Here is a 17,496-nt window from a genome sequence, read left to right on the forward strand (position 1 = left end):
ACAGCCCGCAGATATACTGCGGGCTGTTCTTATTCTGTTGTCAGTGCTTCGAGAGAGTCCAGAATATGATCAATCAGATTTGGAAGATCCTCCATTTGATTTTCATTAACTTTCCGGTCAAAACGGACTTCGGCTGTATTTTGGTAATGCTTTTGCTGTTTATCGTACGTATATTGCAATGTTTGTTCTGGGCGGCTTGGAGGTGTCCAAATTTGAGTCAGGATAGACTCGATCAGAGGACACTCTGTATCAGGATCTTCAACTGTCATATAGAAAAATAACCTTAAGGTACAGCCAGGATTCTTTTCTGGCTCTTCCAAAATCTCATCTGCCAAATCACTCAAAGAAGCGTCCAGACAGATTTCAGCAGTCACATTCGCATTTGCCCGCAACGTGAATCCGAGACGGAATTCACGTGACATTGTAGCCATTTCCAAACGGTCATGGCGGGACACGATGGTAATTTCCTTGTCTAAGTTATCCAAATCATATAGCTGATTCTCGAATGCCACTTTCAAGTTATCGAATACAGTAGGATCGAACATCGTGCAGGACCTCGCTTTGTTTATATGAGAAAACTCTAGCATAGTGCTGATATAGAAACAATCTTTACCCTGGGATGCTAGTAAAAACAGTGCATATTCGTTACAATTTTATGGAAGACGAATGAGGTGACGAACGTGTTTAAGATACTATTAATCGAAGATGACAAAAGTCTGTTCGAAGAAATCAGGACGCGATTGACGCAATGGTCTTATGAAGTGCATGGGATAGAAGACTTTGGACAGGTGATGGAAGAGTTCTCAAGTGTTCAGCCGGAGCTCGTGCTGATTGATATTCAGCTGCCGAGCTATGACGGGTTCCACTGGTGCCGGATGATACGGGCGCATTCGAATGTGCCGATTATCTTCCTTTCCTCTCGGGACCATCCAATGGATATGGTCATGGCGATGCAGCTTGGCGGGGATGACTTTGTTCAAAAGCCGTTCCATTTTGAGGTGCTAATCGCAAAAATACAGGCTATTCTTCGCCGCGTTTACAATTACAGTACGGATAAAGTCACATTAAAAACGTGGAATGGTGCAACAGTTGATTATGAAAAGAACGAAGTGGAAAATGACACAGGTAAAGTGGAGCTGACGAAAAATGAGATGTATATCCTGAAGCTTTTAGTAGAACAGAAAAATAAAATTGTCTCTCGGGAAAAACTGATTACAAGTCTATGGGATGATGAGCGTTTCATTAGCGATAATACATTGACTGTAAACGTGAATAGACTGCGGAAGAAGCTTGATGATATCGGGCTAGGACAGCAAATTGAAACGAAAGTAGGACAAGGCTACTGTGCGTTGGAGGTAAACCAGCCATGATCCGAAAGTATCTTCGGGATAAGGCGAGCTGGATAGGTATGTTCGTCCTGCTTTCCTGTTTACTGCTATTAGTGGCGTATGTGGATACGACGATTCCGTTTGATTCCATCCTCTACGTACTTTTGTTGTTCTGGCTGCTGCTAGCGGTATTCCTTTTTTTCCGTTATCACCGGGAAACACGTTTTTATCGTAGTTTGAATGATTGGGAAAAGAGTTTGGACGCGTCGACATTGCCTGAACCAGATCGGCCATACGAATATATCGTTCATGAGAGTCTCCAAGAGCAGGTCAATTTCCTTAATCGTACGTCTTCTGATCGCCGGGAGTCGTTAGAACGGGAGAAGGATGAACTGCTTTCCTGGATTCACGAAGTAAAGACACCGCTGACGGCTATGCAACTGATCATGGATCGTATGGAGGATGATGAACTAAAGCAGCAGCTGACTTATGAATGGCTGCGTGTACACATGCTGCTGGATACTCAAATCCACCAGAAGCGCATCACCTTCATTGAGAATGACTTATATATAGAAGAAATCGAGTTACATACAGTCATCAGTCAGGAGATCCGTTCCTTGCGTTCGTGGTGTATGCAGAAGGGAATTGGATTCGACCTTGATTTGCAAACAGAGGTAGTGCTGAGTGATACAAAATGGCTCACGTTTATCCTGCGTCAGCTGTTATCCAATGCAGTGAAGTATAGTGAGAACAATGATATTTATATTTCTAGTGAAAAAATCGATGGTCATGTGCAGATTCGTATTCAGGATCATGGTATAGGGATTGATGCAAAAGACTTGCCGCGTATATTCGATCAGGGGTTCACGTCCACTATCCAGCATAATAAGGCTGCCACCGGCATGGGGCTATATTTGACCAAGAAGGCGGCAATACCCTTAAAAATCAAATTGGATGTAACTTCAGAAATTGGGAAAGGCACTTGCTTTACACTCACTTTCCCGAAACGAAACGATGTGGTCGGCATGACTGGCGTGTGACAGGATTGTCACACGCTTTTGTTCGTTTGTTAGCTGAAAAGCAGGAGTATATTCTAGAGCATCCGTATACTTGAGGTAACAAATCACACAAAGAGGTGCGAAACAATGGGAATTCTAGAAGCGACAAGAGTCCAGAAGAATTACGGAAATAAATTCAATAAGCAAGAAGTACTCCGAGGTGTCGACCTTAGTATCGAGGAGGGAGAATTCGTCGGCATCATGGGTTCATCGGGATCCGGTAAGACGACACTGCTGAACGTGCTCTCTTCCATTGACCGTGCGAGCGGCGGAACAATCTTGATCCAAAACAACGAAATTACAAACATGAAAGAGAAGCAGCTGGCCGAATTTCGTAAGAATCATCTTGGCTTCGTGTTCCAGGAATACAACCTGCTTGATACGCTGACAGTGAAGGAAAACATACTGCTTCCACTATCGATTAAGAAAGTACCAAAAAAAGAAGCTGATCGTAAATTTGAAGAGGTAGCCAATCAGCTCGGTATTATGGAGATGCAGCATAAGTACCCAAGTGAGATTTCCGGCGGTCAGAAGCAGCGTACATCAGCTGCACGTGCATTCATTCATGAGCCAAGCATCATCTTTGCCGATGAGCCAACAGGTGCGCTTGATTCGAAATCAGCATCTGATTTGTTGAACAAGCTTAGTTCATTGAATGCCAACCGAAAAGCAACCATCGTCATGGTCACACATGATCCGGCAGCAGCCAGCTATTGCAGCCGTGTCATATTCATCAAGGACGGTCAGATTTATACGCAGCTGAACAAAGGTCAGCAAGAACGCCAAGCCTTCTTCAAAGACATTATGTCCACACAAGGTGTGCTCAGCGGGGTGCAAAATGAGCATTAATAGTCTGATACTCCGAAATCTGAGAAAAAACCTTCGTAACTATTATTTGTATGTGTTTGCTTTGATTTTTAGCTCCGGTTTGTACTTTGCCTTTGTCACCTTGCAATATGATAAGTCGATGGATCCAGTGGAAGGCTCTGTAAAAGGCGGTGCGGGTATTGCTACGGCTTCTGTGCTTCTGATCTTTATCGTCGCTGTGTTCTTGCTGTATGCAAATACGATTTTTATCAAACAGCGCAGCAAGGAAATTGGACTGTTTCAGCTGATTGGTATGACGAAAAACAAGATTTTTTGGTTGTTGAGCGCAGAAAATGCCATCCTTTATTTTGGCAGTCTCCTAATCGGCATTGCACTAGGATTTGCCGGTTCCAAGCTATTAATCATGATATTGTTCAAAGTAACAGGTATTGAAGGAATTGCATCCTTATCCTTCTCATCAAGGGCATTACTTCAAACTCTACTAGTATTCCTATGTATCTATGCACTTATCATGCTGATGAATATACTCTTCATTAAACGCCAGACGATTCTTTCATTGTTTCACGTGAAATCAAAAACAGAAATGACAGCGCGAAAGCTATCTGTTTTCCAAGTTATTATCGGTATCTTTGGGATTGCACTGATTGCAGTTGGTTATATTGTGTCAGGTAAATTATTTGATGGTGATTTCTCATCCATGATTGAATTGTTCGGAGCTATGTTCTTTATCCTGTTTTGTGTCATTGTTGGAACGTACTTGTTTTATAAAGGATCCGTAGCTTTCTTGGTAAGCCTTATTAGGAAGCAAAAAGGCGGCTATCTGAATATCAAGCAGGTACTGTCTCTCTCATCCATTATGTTCCGGATGAAATCGAATGCGATGCTGCTTACCATCATTACTACTGTATCTGCATTGGCGATCGGTTTGCTTTCCCTAAGTTACATTACGTTTTATTCTGCTGAGGAAACGGCTTATAACTATACGGGAGGAGAAGATTTCTCCTTACTGACAGAAAGCGATGCCGAAAGCTTCCGACAGGCAATGGATGATAATAATATCGCTTATACGGAGGACAAAGCAGAGGTGTACACCGTACAGCTCAATATCGAAAACATTCTGCAAACGGAGCTGGAAATGAACTTTGATTCTTCTATGATGGATACAGCTGTTATCAGTGAGAAAGCAGCAGGGTTGGATGTAGCCCCAGATGAACTGACACTGACTGGATACAATGAGCTGCTGCAGCGTTTCATGTCTCTAAAGGACGAAGGCGATGTTACTGTCCTTGGGAAAGAAACAGAGACAGCTCTGCATTACACGGGGCTTGAGGACGAGTATCCAATCTCTAACTATTACACCATGGGCGGTCTGCCGACAATGATTGTCGATGATGCTTTGTTCCAGGAGCTGAAGCAAGATATTAACCCAGATTTGAATCAAGGCTATCATTGGTATTTCGGTTATACAATTGAAAATAATGATCAGTTGCAAAAGGCAAATGATTTATTCAACAGTCTGGATTTCGAAGCAAAGGATAACAGTGAATCCAGAACTGATGTTGCTGCGGATCAGAAATCAACAATTGGATTAACACTATTCATCGTCGGCTTCCTAGGTCTGACATTCCTGATCACATCTGGCTGTATCCTCTATTTCAAGCAAATGGATGAAGCAGAAAGCGAGAAACCGAATTATACGATTCTGCGCAAGCTTGGTTTCACAACGACGGATCTTCGCCGCGGTATCCAGCGCAAGCAGCTGTTCAACTTTGGAATTCCGCTCGTCATCGGACTCTTGCACAGCTACTTCGCTGTCAAATCTGGCTGGTTCTTGTTTGGATCGGTCATGCTGACACCGATGATTGTCGTGATGGTAATCTATACACTCTTGTATTCAATCTTCGGCATTCTATCAGTTGTCCACTACAACAAGGTCATCAAACAATCGCTTTAAACTCATAGGGCTGCTCAGTAGCCTTGCATACTGGTAACGACTTTTAAGGACAGTCAACAGACTGTCCTTTTTGTGTGTCAGCATTCTTACGTTAACGAGAAAGATGGAAGGGTATAGGAGTAGGAGAGTATGATACATACTAGTGCTAAAAAGGAGGAGAATCGAATGAGGATATTTTTGATTCTGCTTGGGGCAGTTTTCATGCTAAGTGCATGCGGCAATGACGAGCCGCAAACGCAAGATAGTAAAGGTGCAGATGAAACGGAACATATGCAGCATGATGAATCCGGAAAATTACCGGAGGGTCTGGAAGAAGCGGATGATCCGGAATTCCCTCCAGGCAGCAAAGTAATCATCCAAGCCGATCATATGGAGGGGATGAAAGGTGCAGAGACAACTATTGTCGGTGCATTTGATACTTATGCTTATGAAGTTACATATACACCAACGAATGGCGGCAAGCATGTCGATAACCATCGATGGGTCATCCAGGAAGAGCTGAAAGAAGCAGCTGATCATCCGCTTGAGCCGGGAATCGAGGCTACTCTCGAAGCCGATCATATGGAAGGGATGAAAGGCGCGACAGCGATTGTTGAAAAGGTTGAGGATACGACCGTATATATGGTGGATTACAAATCGACCACTACAGGGGAAGAAGTAAAGAACCACAAGTGGCTGACCGAGGGAGAATTGACACATATGGAAGATAGCTCCGATTAACGGGGCTATTTTTTTGTAAAAATTTACTTTACAAAACGTAATCATTACGATAATATACAAAACGTAATGATTACGAATTTATTTACATATATATAGATTTGGGGAGGAAGACGAATGAGAAAGTTATTATTAAAGGTTATGGGAATAGCAGTACTTATCTTGCTGCTTGCAGCATGTACGAATAATGCAGATTCAGAGGGAGATAAGAAGCATCTGACCTTCGTCTATAACTTCGCAACGAATTCCTTGGATCCTAATGTAGATTCCAGTTATGTACCTTTGCGTGCAGGTATGACAGAAACGTTGGTCCGATTGAATGAAGAAACGTTAACGATTGAACCGTGGCTGGCTGAGAGCTGGGATGGTACTGATGAAGGAAAAGAATGGACAATCAAGCTTCGGGAAGGTATCAACTTCCAGAATGGTGAGCCAATGGATGCGGAAGCGGTAAAAGCATCATTGGAGAGATCTTTAAAGGATAACGTAGCTATCCAGAATGCTTTAAAAATTGATACTATCGAAGCAACAGATAATAAGACATTGCATATCACGAATACGCAGGCGTTTCCTGAATTTGTTTCAGAACTTGTAAACCCAAATGTATCAATTATTGATGTGGCAGCTGGGGATTTTGTAAATAACCCGATTGGGACAGGCCCTTTCAAATTGGAATCCTTTACGCCGGGAAGTAAATTGGAGCTTGTTCGGAACGAGGATTATTGGGATGAAAAAGCAAAGCTTGATTCTGTCACATTCTCCTTTAATGAAGATGCCAACGCACGATCCCTGGCATTAGAATCTGGTGATGCCGACGTTGTATTCCGTCCAGAAACGGAAAGCATTGAAAATTTGGAAGCGAAGGATGGCATTAAGGTTGAATCAACCGAAACCTTCCGTGTGCACCAATTGACAATGAATATGCAGCGAGAAGCTCTTAAGGATGTAAATGTCCGTAAGGCAGTGGATGCATTGATTGACCGTGACGAGATTGTAGATTCTGTGCTGCTTGGCTATGCACAGCCGGCAAAAGGTCCGTTCCCTGACTCCTTGCCATTTGCGCCTAGTTATAGTGAACATGAAATAGGAGAAGATGTTGCAAAGGATTATCTTGAGAAAGCTGGCTATTCACTAGAGGACGGAAAAATGCAGAAAGACGGGGAACCTCTTGAGCTGACGATGCTGACGTATTCTGCCAGAGCTGACCTTCCATTGATTGCACAGATTTTCCAATCAGATGCGAAAAAACTTGGTATTGATGTAGAGCTGCGCCAAATCGAGATTCCGGAAGAATATATGGCAGCAAATCGGGATTGGGATTTGGCCACATACAGTAACCTGACAGCTCCCCGCGGTGATGCAGGCTATTACTTGAATGCTACGTATCACCCAGATGGTGCTTTGAATTTCAGTGGTGCAGATGAACCAGAATTGACTAGAATCATAGATGAATTAAATGTAACAGTGGATACAGACAAGCGTGCAGAACTAGCTGAAGCGGCTGCCAACTACGTGGATGAGAATCAAATCAATAGCTTTGTTCTTTACCCAGACACACTCGTTGCTTACGATGAAACGAAAGTGAAAAACTGGGTTACAACTAGAAGTGAGTATTACATGATCACAAATCAATTGGATGTGAAGTGATGTTTCGTATTATTGGGAGACGATTATTGGAGGTTGTGCTGTTCGTCTTGTTCGTCACCTTCTTCAGTTTCCTTTTCCTTCGTCTTGCGCCTGGAGACCCGGCGCTAACCATCCTGAATGTGGATGAACTGAATGTCAGCCAGGAGCAGGTAGAGGCGCTTAGGGAAGATATGGGCTTTAACGATCCGTTACTTGTTCAATATGGGAAATGGCTGTTAGATTTTGTCCAACTTGATTTTGGCAATTCCTATATTACGAGTCAGCCAGTTTCGGAGATGCTGCTGACTGGGCTTCCGGCTACCCTGGAGCTGACTATCGGTTCCTTGATTGTTATGCTTTTGGTTGCTATTCCATTAGGATCTCTCTCGGCATTGTATAAAGGCAGCTGGATTGATCATATCAGTCGCTATTTCTCCATCATTGGCGCTGCGGTTCCGAGCTTCTGGCTCGGGCTTATCTTAATTGATGTGTTTGCGGTGAAGTTAAGCTGGTTTCCGACTATGGGGCGTGACAGTTTGCTGTCCCTTGTACTGCCGGCAGTGACGTTAGGACTTGCCATAGCGGGTGTGTATGTACGGCTGCTCCGCTCCAGCCTATTGGAGTCCTTAGGTCAGGAGTTTGTCCGCGCAGCGAGAGCGCGCGGCATTTCGGAAAGACGCATTTTCTTCTCGCATGCTTTCCGATACAGTTTGCCGCCTGTCATCACAGTATTCGGTGTCAGTCTGGGCAGCTTGATTGGCGGTGTAGTCGTGGTGGAAGTATTATTTGCTTACCCTGGTGTAGGAAAGCTTGTCGTTGACTCTATCCGCCAGCGTGATTATCCCCTGATTCAAGGCTATATCGTTCTGATGGCAGCTATTGTATTCGTTGTGAATACATTAGTGGACCTATCTTATCGTTATGTAAATCCTGAACTTCGATTAAAAGAAAGGAAGCTCAGCTAGATGAGTGTTATGGCTCTTTCTCAGAAAAAAATAAAGAAGACTAAGATCTGGCTGATCAGTGGGCTTCTGCTTGTATTGCTAGCATTAGTGGCATATACGTTTCTTTACTTGAAGCACGATGCAACGATGACGGATGTAGGGAACCGTCTGGCATCTCCGTCGTGGGAGCATCCGATGGGGACAGATCATTTAGGTCGGGATGTACTGACGCGGCTTCTACTCGGCTTCCGTCTGACTGTCGGCTACAGTATGATTGCTTTGGCAGCAGCAGTTATCATCGGTGTTCCGTTCGGTCTGCTTGCTGGGTTAAGAGGGGGCTGGCTTGATCGGGTATTCATGCGTATTGCAGATGGCTTCCTAGCTTTCCCGGATACCGTAATTGCTATTGTCCTGAGTGGTCTGCTGGGACCTGGTATTGGTAATCTGCTGTTTGCTATCGTTCTCGTGAAATGGGTTAACTACGCCAGAATGGTGCGCAGTACCGTACTGACAGAGGTGCAAAAAGACTATATCACGATTGCCAGAATTAATGGCCTTTCCACATTTACAATTATGCGTAAGCATCTGCTGCCGCATATTATCGGAAACGTGCTCGTTTTGGCCAGTCTGGATTTTGGTAAGATCATCTTGCTCATTTCCTCGCTTTCCTATATTGGCCTTGGTGCACAGCCGCCAACGCCAGAGTGGGGTGCCATGCTGAATGAATCCAGACCATATTTCCAAGGAAACCCAGAAATGATGGTGTATCCTGGATTAGCAATCGTTGCAGTAGTGTTAGTAGCAAATGTTCTCGGCGACTATTTACGAGATAAATTTGATGTAAAGAAGGAGGTGCAACCATGATCCTTTCGATTAAAGATCTAACCGTATCACATGGAGAGAAAACGATTGTCGATAAAGTCAGCCTTACAATCGACAAAGGAGAATGGTTTGCCCTCGTAGGTCAAAGCGGAAGCGGGAAAACGATGCTGTCACAAGCGATTGGTCAGCTGCTCGGACCTAATTTAAGCGCCTCTGGCAGTGTAAACTACCAAGGCGCCAATATACTAGTGCGCCCAAAAACAGAAATGAACGAGTTGCGAGGAAAGGCGATCAGTTATATATTCCAAGACTATCACGGCTCTTTCACGCCATTTTTAACAATCCAGCAGCATATGGATGAGTATTTGCAAACGCATGGAGTGAAAGAAAAGCAAAAACGTAACAGCATGATAATAGAGGCGCTGGAATCGGTTGGCCTGGACGATAGCTTTGTTAAGAGATATCCATTCCAGCTGAGCGGTGGTCAGCTGCAGCGTGCGTCTATAGCGCTTGCGCTGCTCTTAGAACCTGATATTCTGATTGCAGATGAAGCAACGACTGCACTTGATAGTGTATCTGCGCATAGGATTCTTTCCTTGCTGCAGGAGCTGCAGCAAAAGACAGGTTGTGCAATTCTTTTCATTACACATGATTGGCGTCATGTTGTTCGTTATGCGGATAAGATCGCTGTCATGAAAGACGGTAAGGTCATTGAAACAGGAACAAAACAAAAGCTGGTCCATCAGCCAGAGCATGCATATACGAAGCAGCTGATACAAGCTGCCCCAACACTTCCTATGCGTGTAAGGGAGGTAAGCAAGTCATGACCGTGATCGAGATCAATCATCTAAAAAAAAGCTATAATCCTGACAAGCTGGCAGTCAATGATGTGTCTCTTTCTATTGAAGAAGGTGAAAGCTTAGGTTTGGTAGGAGAAAGCGGATGCGGTAAAAGTACACTTGCTCGCTGTCTGTTGGGTGTGGAGAGAGTTGATGGAGGGTCCATTACATTTAATGAGAAACCTCTTGCAAATGCTAACCGGAAAGATCTTCGAGACTATCGCCGCAACGTGCAGACAGTCTTCCAAAATCCAACCGCTTCTTTAAATCCGAAGTTGAAGATTAAAGACTCACTTCTGGATCCATACTTGCAATTCCAGAATGAGCTTCAGTTAGAGCACTTTCATTTCACTTCTAAGCAAGCATTTGTCGAGCAGCTGCTCGAAATAGTGGAACTGCCAAAAGAACTGGGTGATCGTTATCCGCATGAACTGAGTGGCGGACAAAAACAGCGTGTAACGATTGCGCGTGCCATCAGCATCGAACCCAAACTCATCGTTCTGGATGAACCAACAGCAAGTCTGGATGTGCTTTCTCAGGGAGCTATTCTCGAGCTTTTAGCTACCTTGCAAAAATCACTAGGTATGTCATATCTATTCATTTCGCATGATTTGGCAGCTGTCTATCAGCTATGTCAGCGCATTGCAGTCATGAAAGATGGCGAGCTGCTAGATATGTTCCAGAAAGAAGATATTTATAATAGTCGCCGGCATGAGTATACAAAAGAATTGATCGGTATATTTTAAGCGGATGCTCATGGAGCACCCGCTTTTTCTTAACCCTCAAACTGTTTAATTAGATCTCCTACAGACATCTCCCCGATATTCCCTTCTGGGCGTTTTCGGACAGCAACTGTCTTGTTTTGCATTTCGCTGTCTCCGACAATAAGCAGATAAGGGATTTTCTGCTGTGAACCCTCCCGGATTTTCAGACCGATTTTCTCCGAACGATCGTCGACCGATACGCGGTAACCCGCCTTCCTTAGTTCTTCACAAACAGAATGTGCATACTCTGCGTGTGCATCGCTGATTGGAAGGATACTTGCCTGGACAGGTGCAAGCCAGAATGGGAAATCCCCAGCATAATGCTCGATAAGAATGGCCATGAAGCGCTCAATTGAACCATAGATAGCCCGGTGAATCATGATTGGCTGTCTGCGGCTGTTCTCCTGATCGATATAGCTGCAGTTGAATTTTTCAGGCATCTGGAAATCTAACTGAACAGTTCCGCATTGCCAGCTGCGTCCGAGGCTGTCTAGAATGTGGAAGTCAATTTTGGGCCCGTAAAATGCGCCATCGCCAGCGTTGACTTTATATGCAATTCCCTGTCGTTTAAGGACATTCTCCAAGGCTGCTTCCGCTTTATCCCAAACAGCAGGTGAACCCATGAAGTCTTCTGGACGAGTGGATAGTTCTACCTCATAAGTAAAGCCGAACAGGCTGTAAAAATCATCTATCAGCTGGAGTACTTTTTCGACCTCTTGCTCGATCTGATCTTCGCGTACGAATAAATGCGCATCGTCTTGTGTAAATGACCGGACGCGCAGTAATCCGTTCAGAGAACCTGACAGTTCATGCCGGTGCACCAGTCCTAATTCCGCATAACGCAATGGAAGATCGCGGTAACTGCGGAGCTTGCTATTGTAAATGAGTACGGCACCAGGACAGCTCATGGGTTTGATGGCATAGCGCTGGTCATCCACTTCTGAGAAATACATATTTTCGTGATAGTGATCCCAGTGGCCTGACTGTTCCCAGAGCTGCTGCTTCATCATGATTGGAGTCTTGATTTCATCATATCCAGCCTGTGCATGTTTTTCCTTCCACAGCTCCTCCAATTTATTACGCAATACCATTCCCTTTGGCAGGAAGAAAGGCATGCCTGGAGCTTCCTCCATGCTTAGAAAAAGCTCGAGTTGCTGTCCGAGTTTGCGATGGTTTCGTTTTTCTGCTTCTGCTTGTTTGTTCATGATAATTCCTCCTTTGAATATAAAAAAGACCACAATCCTCCCGTGATAGGGACGATTGTGGTCGTGGTTCCACCCAAAATTCCGCCAATACTGGCGCTTCATTCGTGATAACGGATTTCCCGATAGCGGATACTGCTAGTTCCCCGCCATAGCTTGAAGGTGGTAATCCAAATCGTTCTCCTGCAGGGCTCTCAGCCGGTGACCCTGCTTTCTGTGAGGAAAAGGTTGATATGAATCATGTCCTTCGCATCGCTTTTAAGATATAAAATTGTAAACAAAAAGACCGCACTCATCCCCCTGAAGGGACGATTGCGGTCGTGGTTCCACCCTAATTTCGTCAGCATAAAGCTGACGCTCCAAAATACGATAACGGTCTTCCCGATTACGGATACTTGTGTTTCCCCGTAATAGCTCCAAGGTGGTAATGCATGTGCTTATCTGCGAAGGTCCCAGCAATTCCTTCACTCTCTGAAAGATAGAGACGCGTGCATCTTGTCCTTATCAACGCTTCTGTTTTGTTGTATGCTCATTATACAGATACTGGATATAGCCGTCAAATGGAAATGAGGGATTTTATGCAGAAGCCGATTGAAGCAGCAAAAAGATTTATTAAAACTGCCCATCCTGACTGTGATGGCGCTGTGCTTGCAGGTAGCTGCGCCAGAGGGGAGGCTACAGCTACATCCGATTTGGATATCATTATTCTATATGAGGGAGAAAACCGTGCATATAGAAAATCGGTATACGTTGATGGCTGGCCGATAGAGATGTTTGTATACACAGGTGATGCCTATTTGGATTTCTTCAGCAGTGATGCTATGCGTGGAATTCCATCATTACCAAGGATGGCGAGCGAAGCGATCATCTTGAAGGAATCTACTGCTGTTCATAAGATGCAAGCAGAAGCAAATCGAATTCTAGCTGAAGGACCTTTGCCTTGGAGCGAGCAAATAATCGATCATCATCGATATATGATTACCAACTTGATCGATGATTTTCTCGACAAAGAAGATGGTGGGGAAGCTTATTTTCTAGCCAACAGCATCGTGCATGACCTGGCTGTCTTTATGCTTCGCACAAAGAAACACTGGATTGGCGCGGGGAAATGGATGTTCCGGGAGCTTCATGACTTGGATCCGGAACTCGCCAGTCAGTTTGAACAAAGTTTAGCCGCTTTTTACCGGCGGCATGATAAGCAAGCCATTGTTCACCTGGCAGATAAGTGCCTGGAGTTGTTCGGCGGTCGTTTTTTCGAAGGATATTATGTGGGTTAAATGAAAATAAAGGGGATTTAACTATGAACCTGAGAAAGGCCATTGCAGTTGTTAGCTGTTTGCTGCTATTAGGTTGTTTACTATTCTTCGCTTTTCAATGGGATGTAAGTTCATCCGAATCCACACCGCCTGTTTTGCAAGTGCAAGCTGGTGAAGAAATAATCACTGCCAATCAAGGCGGTTACTGCTGGAATGAACGAGGCAAAGCAGTTTGCGTAGATGCTACCGACCCTGCAGAAGATCTAGAGGAAAGACAAGGGGTAAGCGCTGTATCAGGAGGGAATGTCGAGTTGGTATTTGACAATCCTCCATATGCTATTGAAGTTGAAGGAAAGAGTATAGGAGGAAGATGGGAGAAACAACAGATAAATAACCTGCAGATGGAACTTCCCGAGACCAAAGATAACTATATCTACCGTGTATCCGGACAATGGGAGCAAGGAGATGTCAGCTATGCTTTTCTGGTAAGAGCAAAGTAGGGTGAAAGTTACAAGTATAGGAGGATAAAGTCTATGAATATAAGAAAATTGACTGCCGCAGATGCAGAAGTATATTGGGAACTAAGATTACAAGCATTGCAAGATCATCCAGATGCATTCGGCACATCTTATGAGGATGCGGTAAAACAGGAAGATCCAATCGGGCGGGTGAGAGATAATTTGGAGAGTCCGGATGCGGAAACCTATGGGATATTTGTGGACGGTAAGCTTGCCGGAAATGCAACACTAAGATACGAAACACCTGCCAAATTGCGGCATCGTGCTGAACTGGTGGCAGTTTATTTAGCACCGAAAACAAGAGGGAAAGGCTACGGAAAAATGCTTATCACAAACATGATTGAGGCAGCCCGCGACCGAGCAGGAATCGAGAAAATAAACCTAGTTGTAGCAGCAACGAACCCATTAGCGAAACACGTGTATGAGCAGGCGGGGTTCAAGCAGTTTGGAGTCGAGGAGCATGCATTGAAACTAGGAGATACATATATAGCAGAGATACATATGGCTTTGATTTTGGAGGATTACAAATGAATTTTATCTTCGATTTGGATGGTACGATCTGCTTCAAAGGTAGACCTGTTACAAAGAATATTATAGACACCTTGTAAGAGCTGGAGCTGAATGGTCATCAAGTAATTTTCGCTTCGGCCCGACCAATTCGAGATTTGCTGCCTGTTATCGATGAGCACTTTCATTCAACCACTCTGATAGGAGGCAATGGTTCCCTAATCTCCAGTAACGGAAAGGTGATTTTCTCTCGAGCATTTTCATTTGTTCAATTAGCTGCCATGGAGAAACTTATCGACACATATAAAGCCACGTACTTAATAGACGGAGAATGGAACTATGCTTATACAGGAGATCCTGAGCACCCGATAAAGTCCAATCTGGATCCAAATAGTCTGGCTGAAGAAGTGCCGTTGATGGATCTGGAGCATGTAGTGAAAATACTTATCCTTAGCTCTGCTGATCAGGAGAAAATGGCTGCAGAGGCAGAAAAGCTAGGTCTTCGAGTCCACCGTCATCATGGTGAGGATATTGTTGACATCAGCCCACCAGGTATCGACAAATGGAGTGCAATACAAGAATTTGGAATTAAGGAAAACGAGTATATCGCTTTTGGCAATGATTCGAATGATATTGAGATGTTCCGTCATGCCAAGTATGCGGTGATGATTGGCGAGCATGAAGAATTAGCCCGATATGCAGATAGAGCTGTTCCTTTGGATGAAATTTGCGAACAGACCATCGTGGATTGCTTGAAGGAATTAACTGATGAAAGAACGATTATGGAGCTTGCGTGAAATACATAGAGATTGATTGGGAAATTGCTGGCTGATACGGACAGAATGTGAAAATGAAGATAGAACTGAGTATGAAAAGAAGGGGATAGATTTCCACTCATTTTATTTCCATATTTGGATAAATCGATCTGCATTCATCTTAGATACAAAGGATGGAAGAAACAAAGAAAAGCCCGAAAAGCCTTCAAATTCATAATTGGTATAGTAAGTAAATGAACCCTCGCTAATGCGAGGGTTCATTCTTTAATCAACAAATAAATAAAGTAAGGTGCGCCAATTGCAGAGACAACCAATCCAATCGGAATCTCCGATGGGGCCAGGATCGTCCGTGATAAGGTGTCGGCTACGAGCATGATGAGCGCTCCGATAAGTGCACAAATCGGAAGCAGATGCTTGTGATTCGGACCGACGATACGGCGGGCTAAGTGGGGTGCGACAAGTCCGAGGAACGTAATTGCTCCCCCAGCGGCTACGCAGGCTCCGGCCAGTGCAACTGCAAGTAGCAGCAGAATTGTCCGTTCTCTTTGCACCGGAGCTCCAACACCTACAGCGATTTGGTCGCCTAGTGTTAAAACGTTTAATGCTTTTGCTTTATAAATTGCATATGGGACGAGCAGTATAATCCAAGGCAAGAGTGCCAAGACATAATTCCAGCTCGTTTGCCAGATGCTGCCGTTCAGCCAGATAGTCGCCTGCGTGAAATCCTTCGGTTCCATCATAAGCTGGAAGACGATAATCAGGCCGCCGAAAGCTGCGTTAACACCAATACCGACAAGGATAAGCCGGACTGGAGTGACGCCCTTCTTCCATGCCAGTGCATAGATAAGGCTTGCTGCCAGGAACGCCCCAGCGAATGCGAATAGTGGCATAATGAATACTTGCAGGCTGCCTGTGCCGGCTAGTTTGTCCTGCAGGAAGAAAATATAAAGGACGACAGCAAAACCTGCACCTGCATTAATTCCTAATATACCTGGGTCAGCCAGCCCATTTTGTGTTACACCTTGCAGAATTGCTCCTGCAATACCCATTCCGATGCCTATCAATAGTGCAATGACCATACGCGGCAGACGGAAATCGAATAAGATCACGTCAAATGAGCCATCCCCCGTACCAAGCAAAGTTCTTACAACATCGGCCGGTCCGATGGGGATTGTCCCTGTATTCAAGCTGATGAAAAATACAATGAGAATAGCAGCAAGTATTCCGATCGCTACCAGACTCGTTTTTTTCGCGGAGTGTATCATATGTTCTTACCCTCCCGCCGAGCTAGATAAATAAAGAATGGTACGCCGATCAAAGCAGTGAGGGCGCCAACAGGTGTTTCAAAGGGTGGATTGATCATCCGGGACGCAATATCTGCAAAGTTCAGCAGGATACCGCCCAATACAGCTGAACATGGAATAATCCAGCGATAATCTGGTCCGACGAGGAACCGGGTGATATGCGGAATAACCAATCCGACAAATCCGATTGTACCGCCTACTGAAACGGCAGCTCCTGTTAAAATCAGCACAACAAGCACTCCTGCTGCTTTCACCAGGCCAGTCTTCAAACCAAGTCCTGTCGCTACATCTTCTCCCAGACTAAGTGTCGTAACTGATCCGCTGATGAACAGTGCCAGTACCAAACCGATTGCAGCAGCAGGAAATAACAGTTTCACCGTATCCCATTGCACATTCGCAACACCGCCTGCATACCAGAAGCTCAAATCCCGAGCAACATCAAAATGAATTGCCATTGCGTTGGAAAAGGATCCAAGCAATGCAGTGACAGCAGTCCCTGCCAATGCCAGCTTCACGGGTGTTAATCCGGTTTTGGCCAAAAGACCGATCCCGAAAACAAGTCCAAGACCAAGTCCTGCACCAATAAATGAGAATAGGAGCAGATTCACATTGGAAATGCCAGGCAGGAAGACGAGTGCAATCGCAATCATGAACGTTGCACCTGAAGTTACTCCCATGATTTGCGGAGAAGCAAGCGGGTTACGAGTCATCCCTTGCATGATCGATCCGGATGCTGCAAGCATTGCGCCAATCAGAACTGCTGCTACAGTACGAGGCATGCGAAGCCGGTGAATGATCTGATGTGATGTATTTGTAGCATCGTAATGGAAAATACTATTCCAGACAGTATTAAGTGAAATATCCGCTACACCGAATGCAATGGATAATCCTATCGAAAAAATCAGCAGGGCGATACCTGCGATAAGTATGATTGTGCCAACTAGTCTGCGTGCTTGCATCGTTATCCCGCTTTCTAAGCTCTATCTATGCCAAAAGAATGAAATGACGCTTGTAATTGATAATGAGAATTGTTATCATCTAATATGAGATTAT

The 17,496-nt window shown here is 44.6% G+C and carries 19 protein-coding genes, 1 pseudogene and 1 other annotated feature; of the genes and pseudogenes, 15 read left to right on the plus strand and 5 right to left on the minus strand.

The features are described from left to right. Positions 1-29 precede the first annotated feature (29 nt). Positions 30-545, minus strand: coding sequence for a hypothetical protein (locus CHH48_RS13865; RefSeq protein WP_095219747.1), 516 nt, complete (start codon positions 543-545; stop codon positions 30-32). A gap of 135 nt (positions 546-680) precedes the next feature. Between CHH48_RS13865 and CHH48_RS13870 the strand changes: the two genes are divergently transcribed. From CHH48_RS13870 to CHH48_RS13915, 10 genes are all read left to right on the plus strand, one after another. Next, positions 681-1,370, plus strand: a complete 690-nt coding sequence (locus tag CHH48_RS13870; RefSeq protein WP_095219748.1) for a response regulator transcription factor — start codon at positions 681-683, stop codon at positions 1,368-1,370. Beyond that, the gene (locus CHH48_RS13875) at positions 1,367-2,368 is read left to right on the plus strand and encodes a sensor histidine kinase (protein WP_095219749.1); all 1,002 of its coding nucleotides are present in this window, start codon (positions 1,367-1,369) and stop codon (positions 2,366-2,368) included. The genes CHH48_RS13870 and CHH48_RS13875 overlap by 4 nt, the downstream gene beginning before the upstream one ends. 105 nt (positions 2,369-2,473) lie before the next feature. Next, positions 2,474-3,235, plus strand: a complete 762-nt coding sequence (locus CHH48_RS13880; protein WP_095219750.1) for an ABC transporter ATP-binding protein — start codon at positions 2,474-2,476, stop codon at positions 3,233-3,235. Then, on the plus strand, positions 3,225-5,168 hold the full coding sequence (locus CHH48_RS13885; protein WP_095219751.1) for an ABC transporter permease: 1,944 nt from the start codon (positions 3,225-3,227) through the stop codon (positions 5,166-5,168). Before CHH48_RS13880 ends, CHH48_RS13885 begins: the two co-directional genes overlap by 11 nt. 165 nt (positions 5,169-5,333) lie before the next feature. Next, positions 5,334-5,888: a YdhK family protein gene (locus CHH48_RS13890; RefSeq protein WP_095219752.1), complete on the plus strand. Its 555-nt coding sequence runs from the start codon at positions 5,334-5,336 to the stop codon at positions 5,886-5,888. A 114-nt stretch (positions 5,889-6,002) separates the two neighbouring features. Continuing rightward, positions 6,003-7,532: a nickel ABC transporter substrate-binding protein gene (gene nikA, locus CHH48_RS13895; RefSeq protein ID WP_095219753.1), complete on the plus strand. Its 1,530-nt coding sequence runs from the start codon at positions 6,003-6,005 to the stop codon at positions 7,530-7,532. Beyond that, positions 7,532-8,476 carry a nickel ABC transporter permease gene (gene nikB / locus CHH48_RS13900; RefSeq protein WP_095219754.1) on the plus strand — a complete coding sequence of 315 codons (945 nt, stop codon included), beginning with the start codon at positions 7,532-7,534 and terminating at the stop codon, positions 8,474-8,476. Before nikA ends, nikB begins: the two co-directional genes overlap by 1 nt. A 9-nt stretch (positions 8,477-8,485) precedes the next feature. After that, positions 8,486-9,319, plus strand: a complete 834-nt coding sequence (gene nikC, locus CHH48_RS13905; protein WP_371809546.1) for a nickel transporter permease — start codon at positions 8,486-8,488, stop codon at positions 9,317-9,319. Continuing rightward, on the plus strand, positions 9,316-10,104 hold the full coding sequence (locus tag CHH48_RS13910) for an ABC transporter ATP-binding protein (RefSeq protein ID WP_095219756.1): 789 nt from the start codon (positions 9,316-9,318) through the stop codon (positions 10,102-10,104). Before nikC ends, CHH48_RS13910 begins: the two co-directional genes overlap by 4 nt. Next, entirely contained in the window at positions 10,101-10,862 is a 762-nt protein-coding gene (locus CHH48_RS13915; RefSeq protein WP_095219757.1) for an ABC transporter ATP-binding protein, read from the plus strand. The genes CHH48_RS13910 and CHH48_RS13915 overlap by 4 nt, the downstream gene beginning before the upstream one ends. A gap of 29 nt (positions 10,863-10,891) precedes the next feature. On the opposite strand, the gene thrS is transcribed toward CHH48_RS13915, so the two are convergent. Next, the gene (gene thrS, locus CHH48_RS13920) at positions 10,892-12,085 is read right to left on the minus strand and encodes a threonine--tRNA ligase (protein WP_095219758.1); all 1,194 of its coding nucleotides are present in this window, start codon (positions 12,083-12,085) and stop codon (positions 10,892-10,894) included. A 298-nt stretch (positions 12,086-12,383) separates the two neighbouring features. Next, positions 12,384-12,599, minus strand: a binding site (T-box leader). Positions 12,600-12,660: 61 nt separating this feature from the next. Between thrS and CHH48_RS13925 the strand changes: the two genes are divergently transcribed. From CHH48_RS13925 to CHH48_RS13935, 3 genes are read left to right on the plus strand one after another with little or no spacing between them, the layout of a single operon-like run. Continuing rightward, positions 12,661-13,359, plus strand: coding sequence for a nucleotidyltransferase domain-containing protein (locus CHH48_RS13925; RefSeq protein WP_176466452.1), 699 nt, complete (start codon positions 12,661-12,663; stop codon positions 13,357-13,359). A 23-nt stretch (positions 13,360-13,382) separates the two neighbouring features. Then, positions 13,383-13,838, plus strand: coding sequence for a hypothetical protein (locus CHH48_RS13930; protein ID WP_095219760.1), 456 nt, complete (start codon positions 13,383-13,385; stop codon positions 13,836-13,838). 33 nt (positions 13,839-13,871) lie between these two features. After that, positions 13,872-14,387 (plus strand): GNAT family N-acetyltransferase, encoded by a 516-nt coding sequence (locus CHH48_RS13935; RefSeq protein WP_095219761.1) that lies wholly within the window; start codon positions 13,872-13,874, stop codon positions 14,385-14,387. On the opposite strand, the gene CHH48_RS19950 is transcribed toward CHH48_RS13935, so the two are convergent. Then, on the minus strand, positions 14,378-14,551 hold the full coding sequence (locus tag CHH48_RS19950) for a hypothetical protein (protein ID WP_342747556.1): 174 nt from the start codon (positions 14,549-14,551) through the stop codon (positions 14,378-14,380). The genes CHH48_RS13935 and CHH48_RS19950 overlap by 10 nt on opposite strands. Between CHH48_RS19950 and CHH48_RS13940 the strand changes: the two genes are divergently transcribed. Both CHH48_RS13940 and CHH48_RS13945 read left to right on the plus strand, forming a co-directional pair. Then, the gene (locus CHH48_RS13940) at positions 14,522-15,160 is read left to right on the plus strand and encodes an HAD family hydrolase (protein ID WP_342747553.1); all 639 of its coding nucleotides are present in this window, start codon (positions 14,522-14,524) and stop codon (positions 15,158-15,160) included. The genes CHH48_RS19950 and CHH48_RS13940 overlap by 30 nt on opposite strands. Further along, positions 15,157-15,376 (plus strand): annotated as a pseudogene (locus tag CHH48_RS13945) (DUF3977 family protein). Before CHH48_RS13940 ends, CHH48_RS13945 begins: the two are co-directional and overlap by 4 nt. A gap of 20 nt (positions 15,377-15,396) precedes the next feature. Here the strand turns inward: CHH48_RS13945 and CHH48_RS13950 are convergent. Then, positions 15,397-16,404, minus strand: a complete 1,008-nt coding sequence (locus tag CHH48_RS13950) for a FecCD family ABC transporter permease (RefSeq protein ID WP_095219762.1) — start codon at positions 16,402-16,404, stop codon at positions 15,397-15,399. After that, on the minus strand, positions 16,401-17,402 hold the full coding sequence (locus tag CHH48_RS13955; RefSeq protein WP_095219763.1) for a FecCD family ABC transporter permease: 1,002 nt from the start codon (positions 17,400-17,402) through the stop codon (positions 16,401-16,403). Before CHH48_RS13955 ends, CHH48_RS13950 begins: the two co-directional genes overlap by 4 nt. Positions 17,403-17,496: the final 94 nt, after the last annotated feature.

Source organism: Terribacillus saccharophilus (assembly GCF_002272075.1).
Lineage (GTDB): Bacteria > Bacillota > Bacilli > Bacillales > Amphibacillaceae > Terribacillus > Terribacillus saccharophilus_A.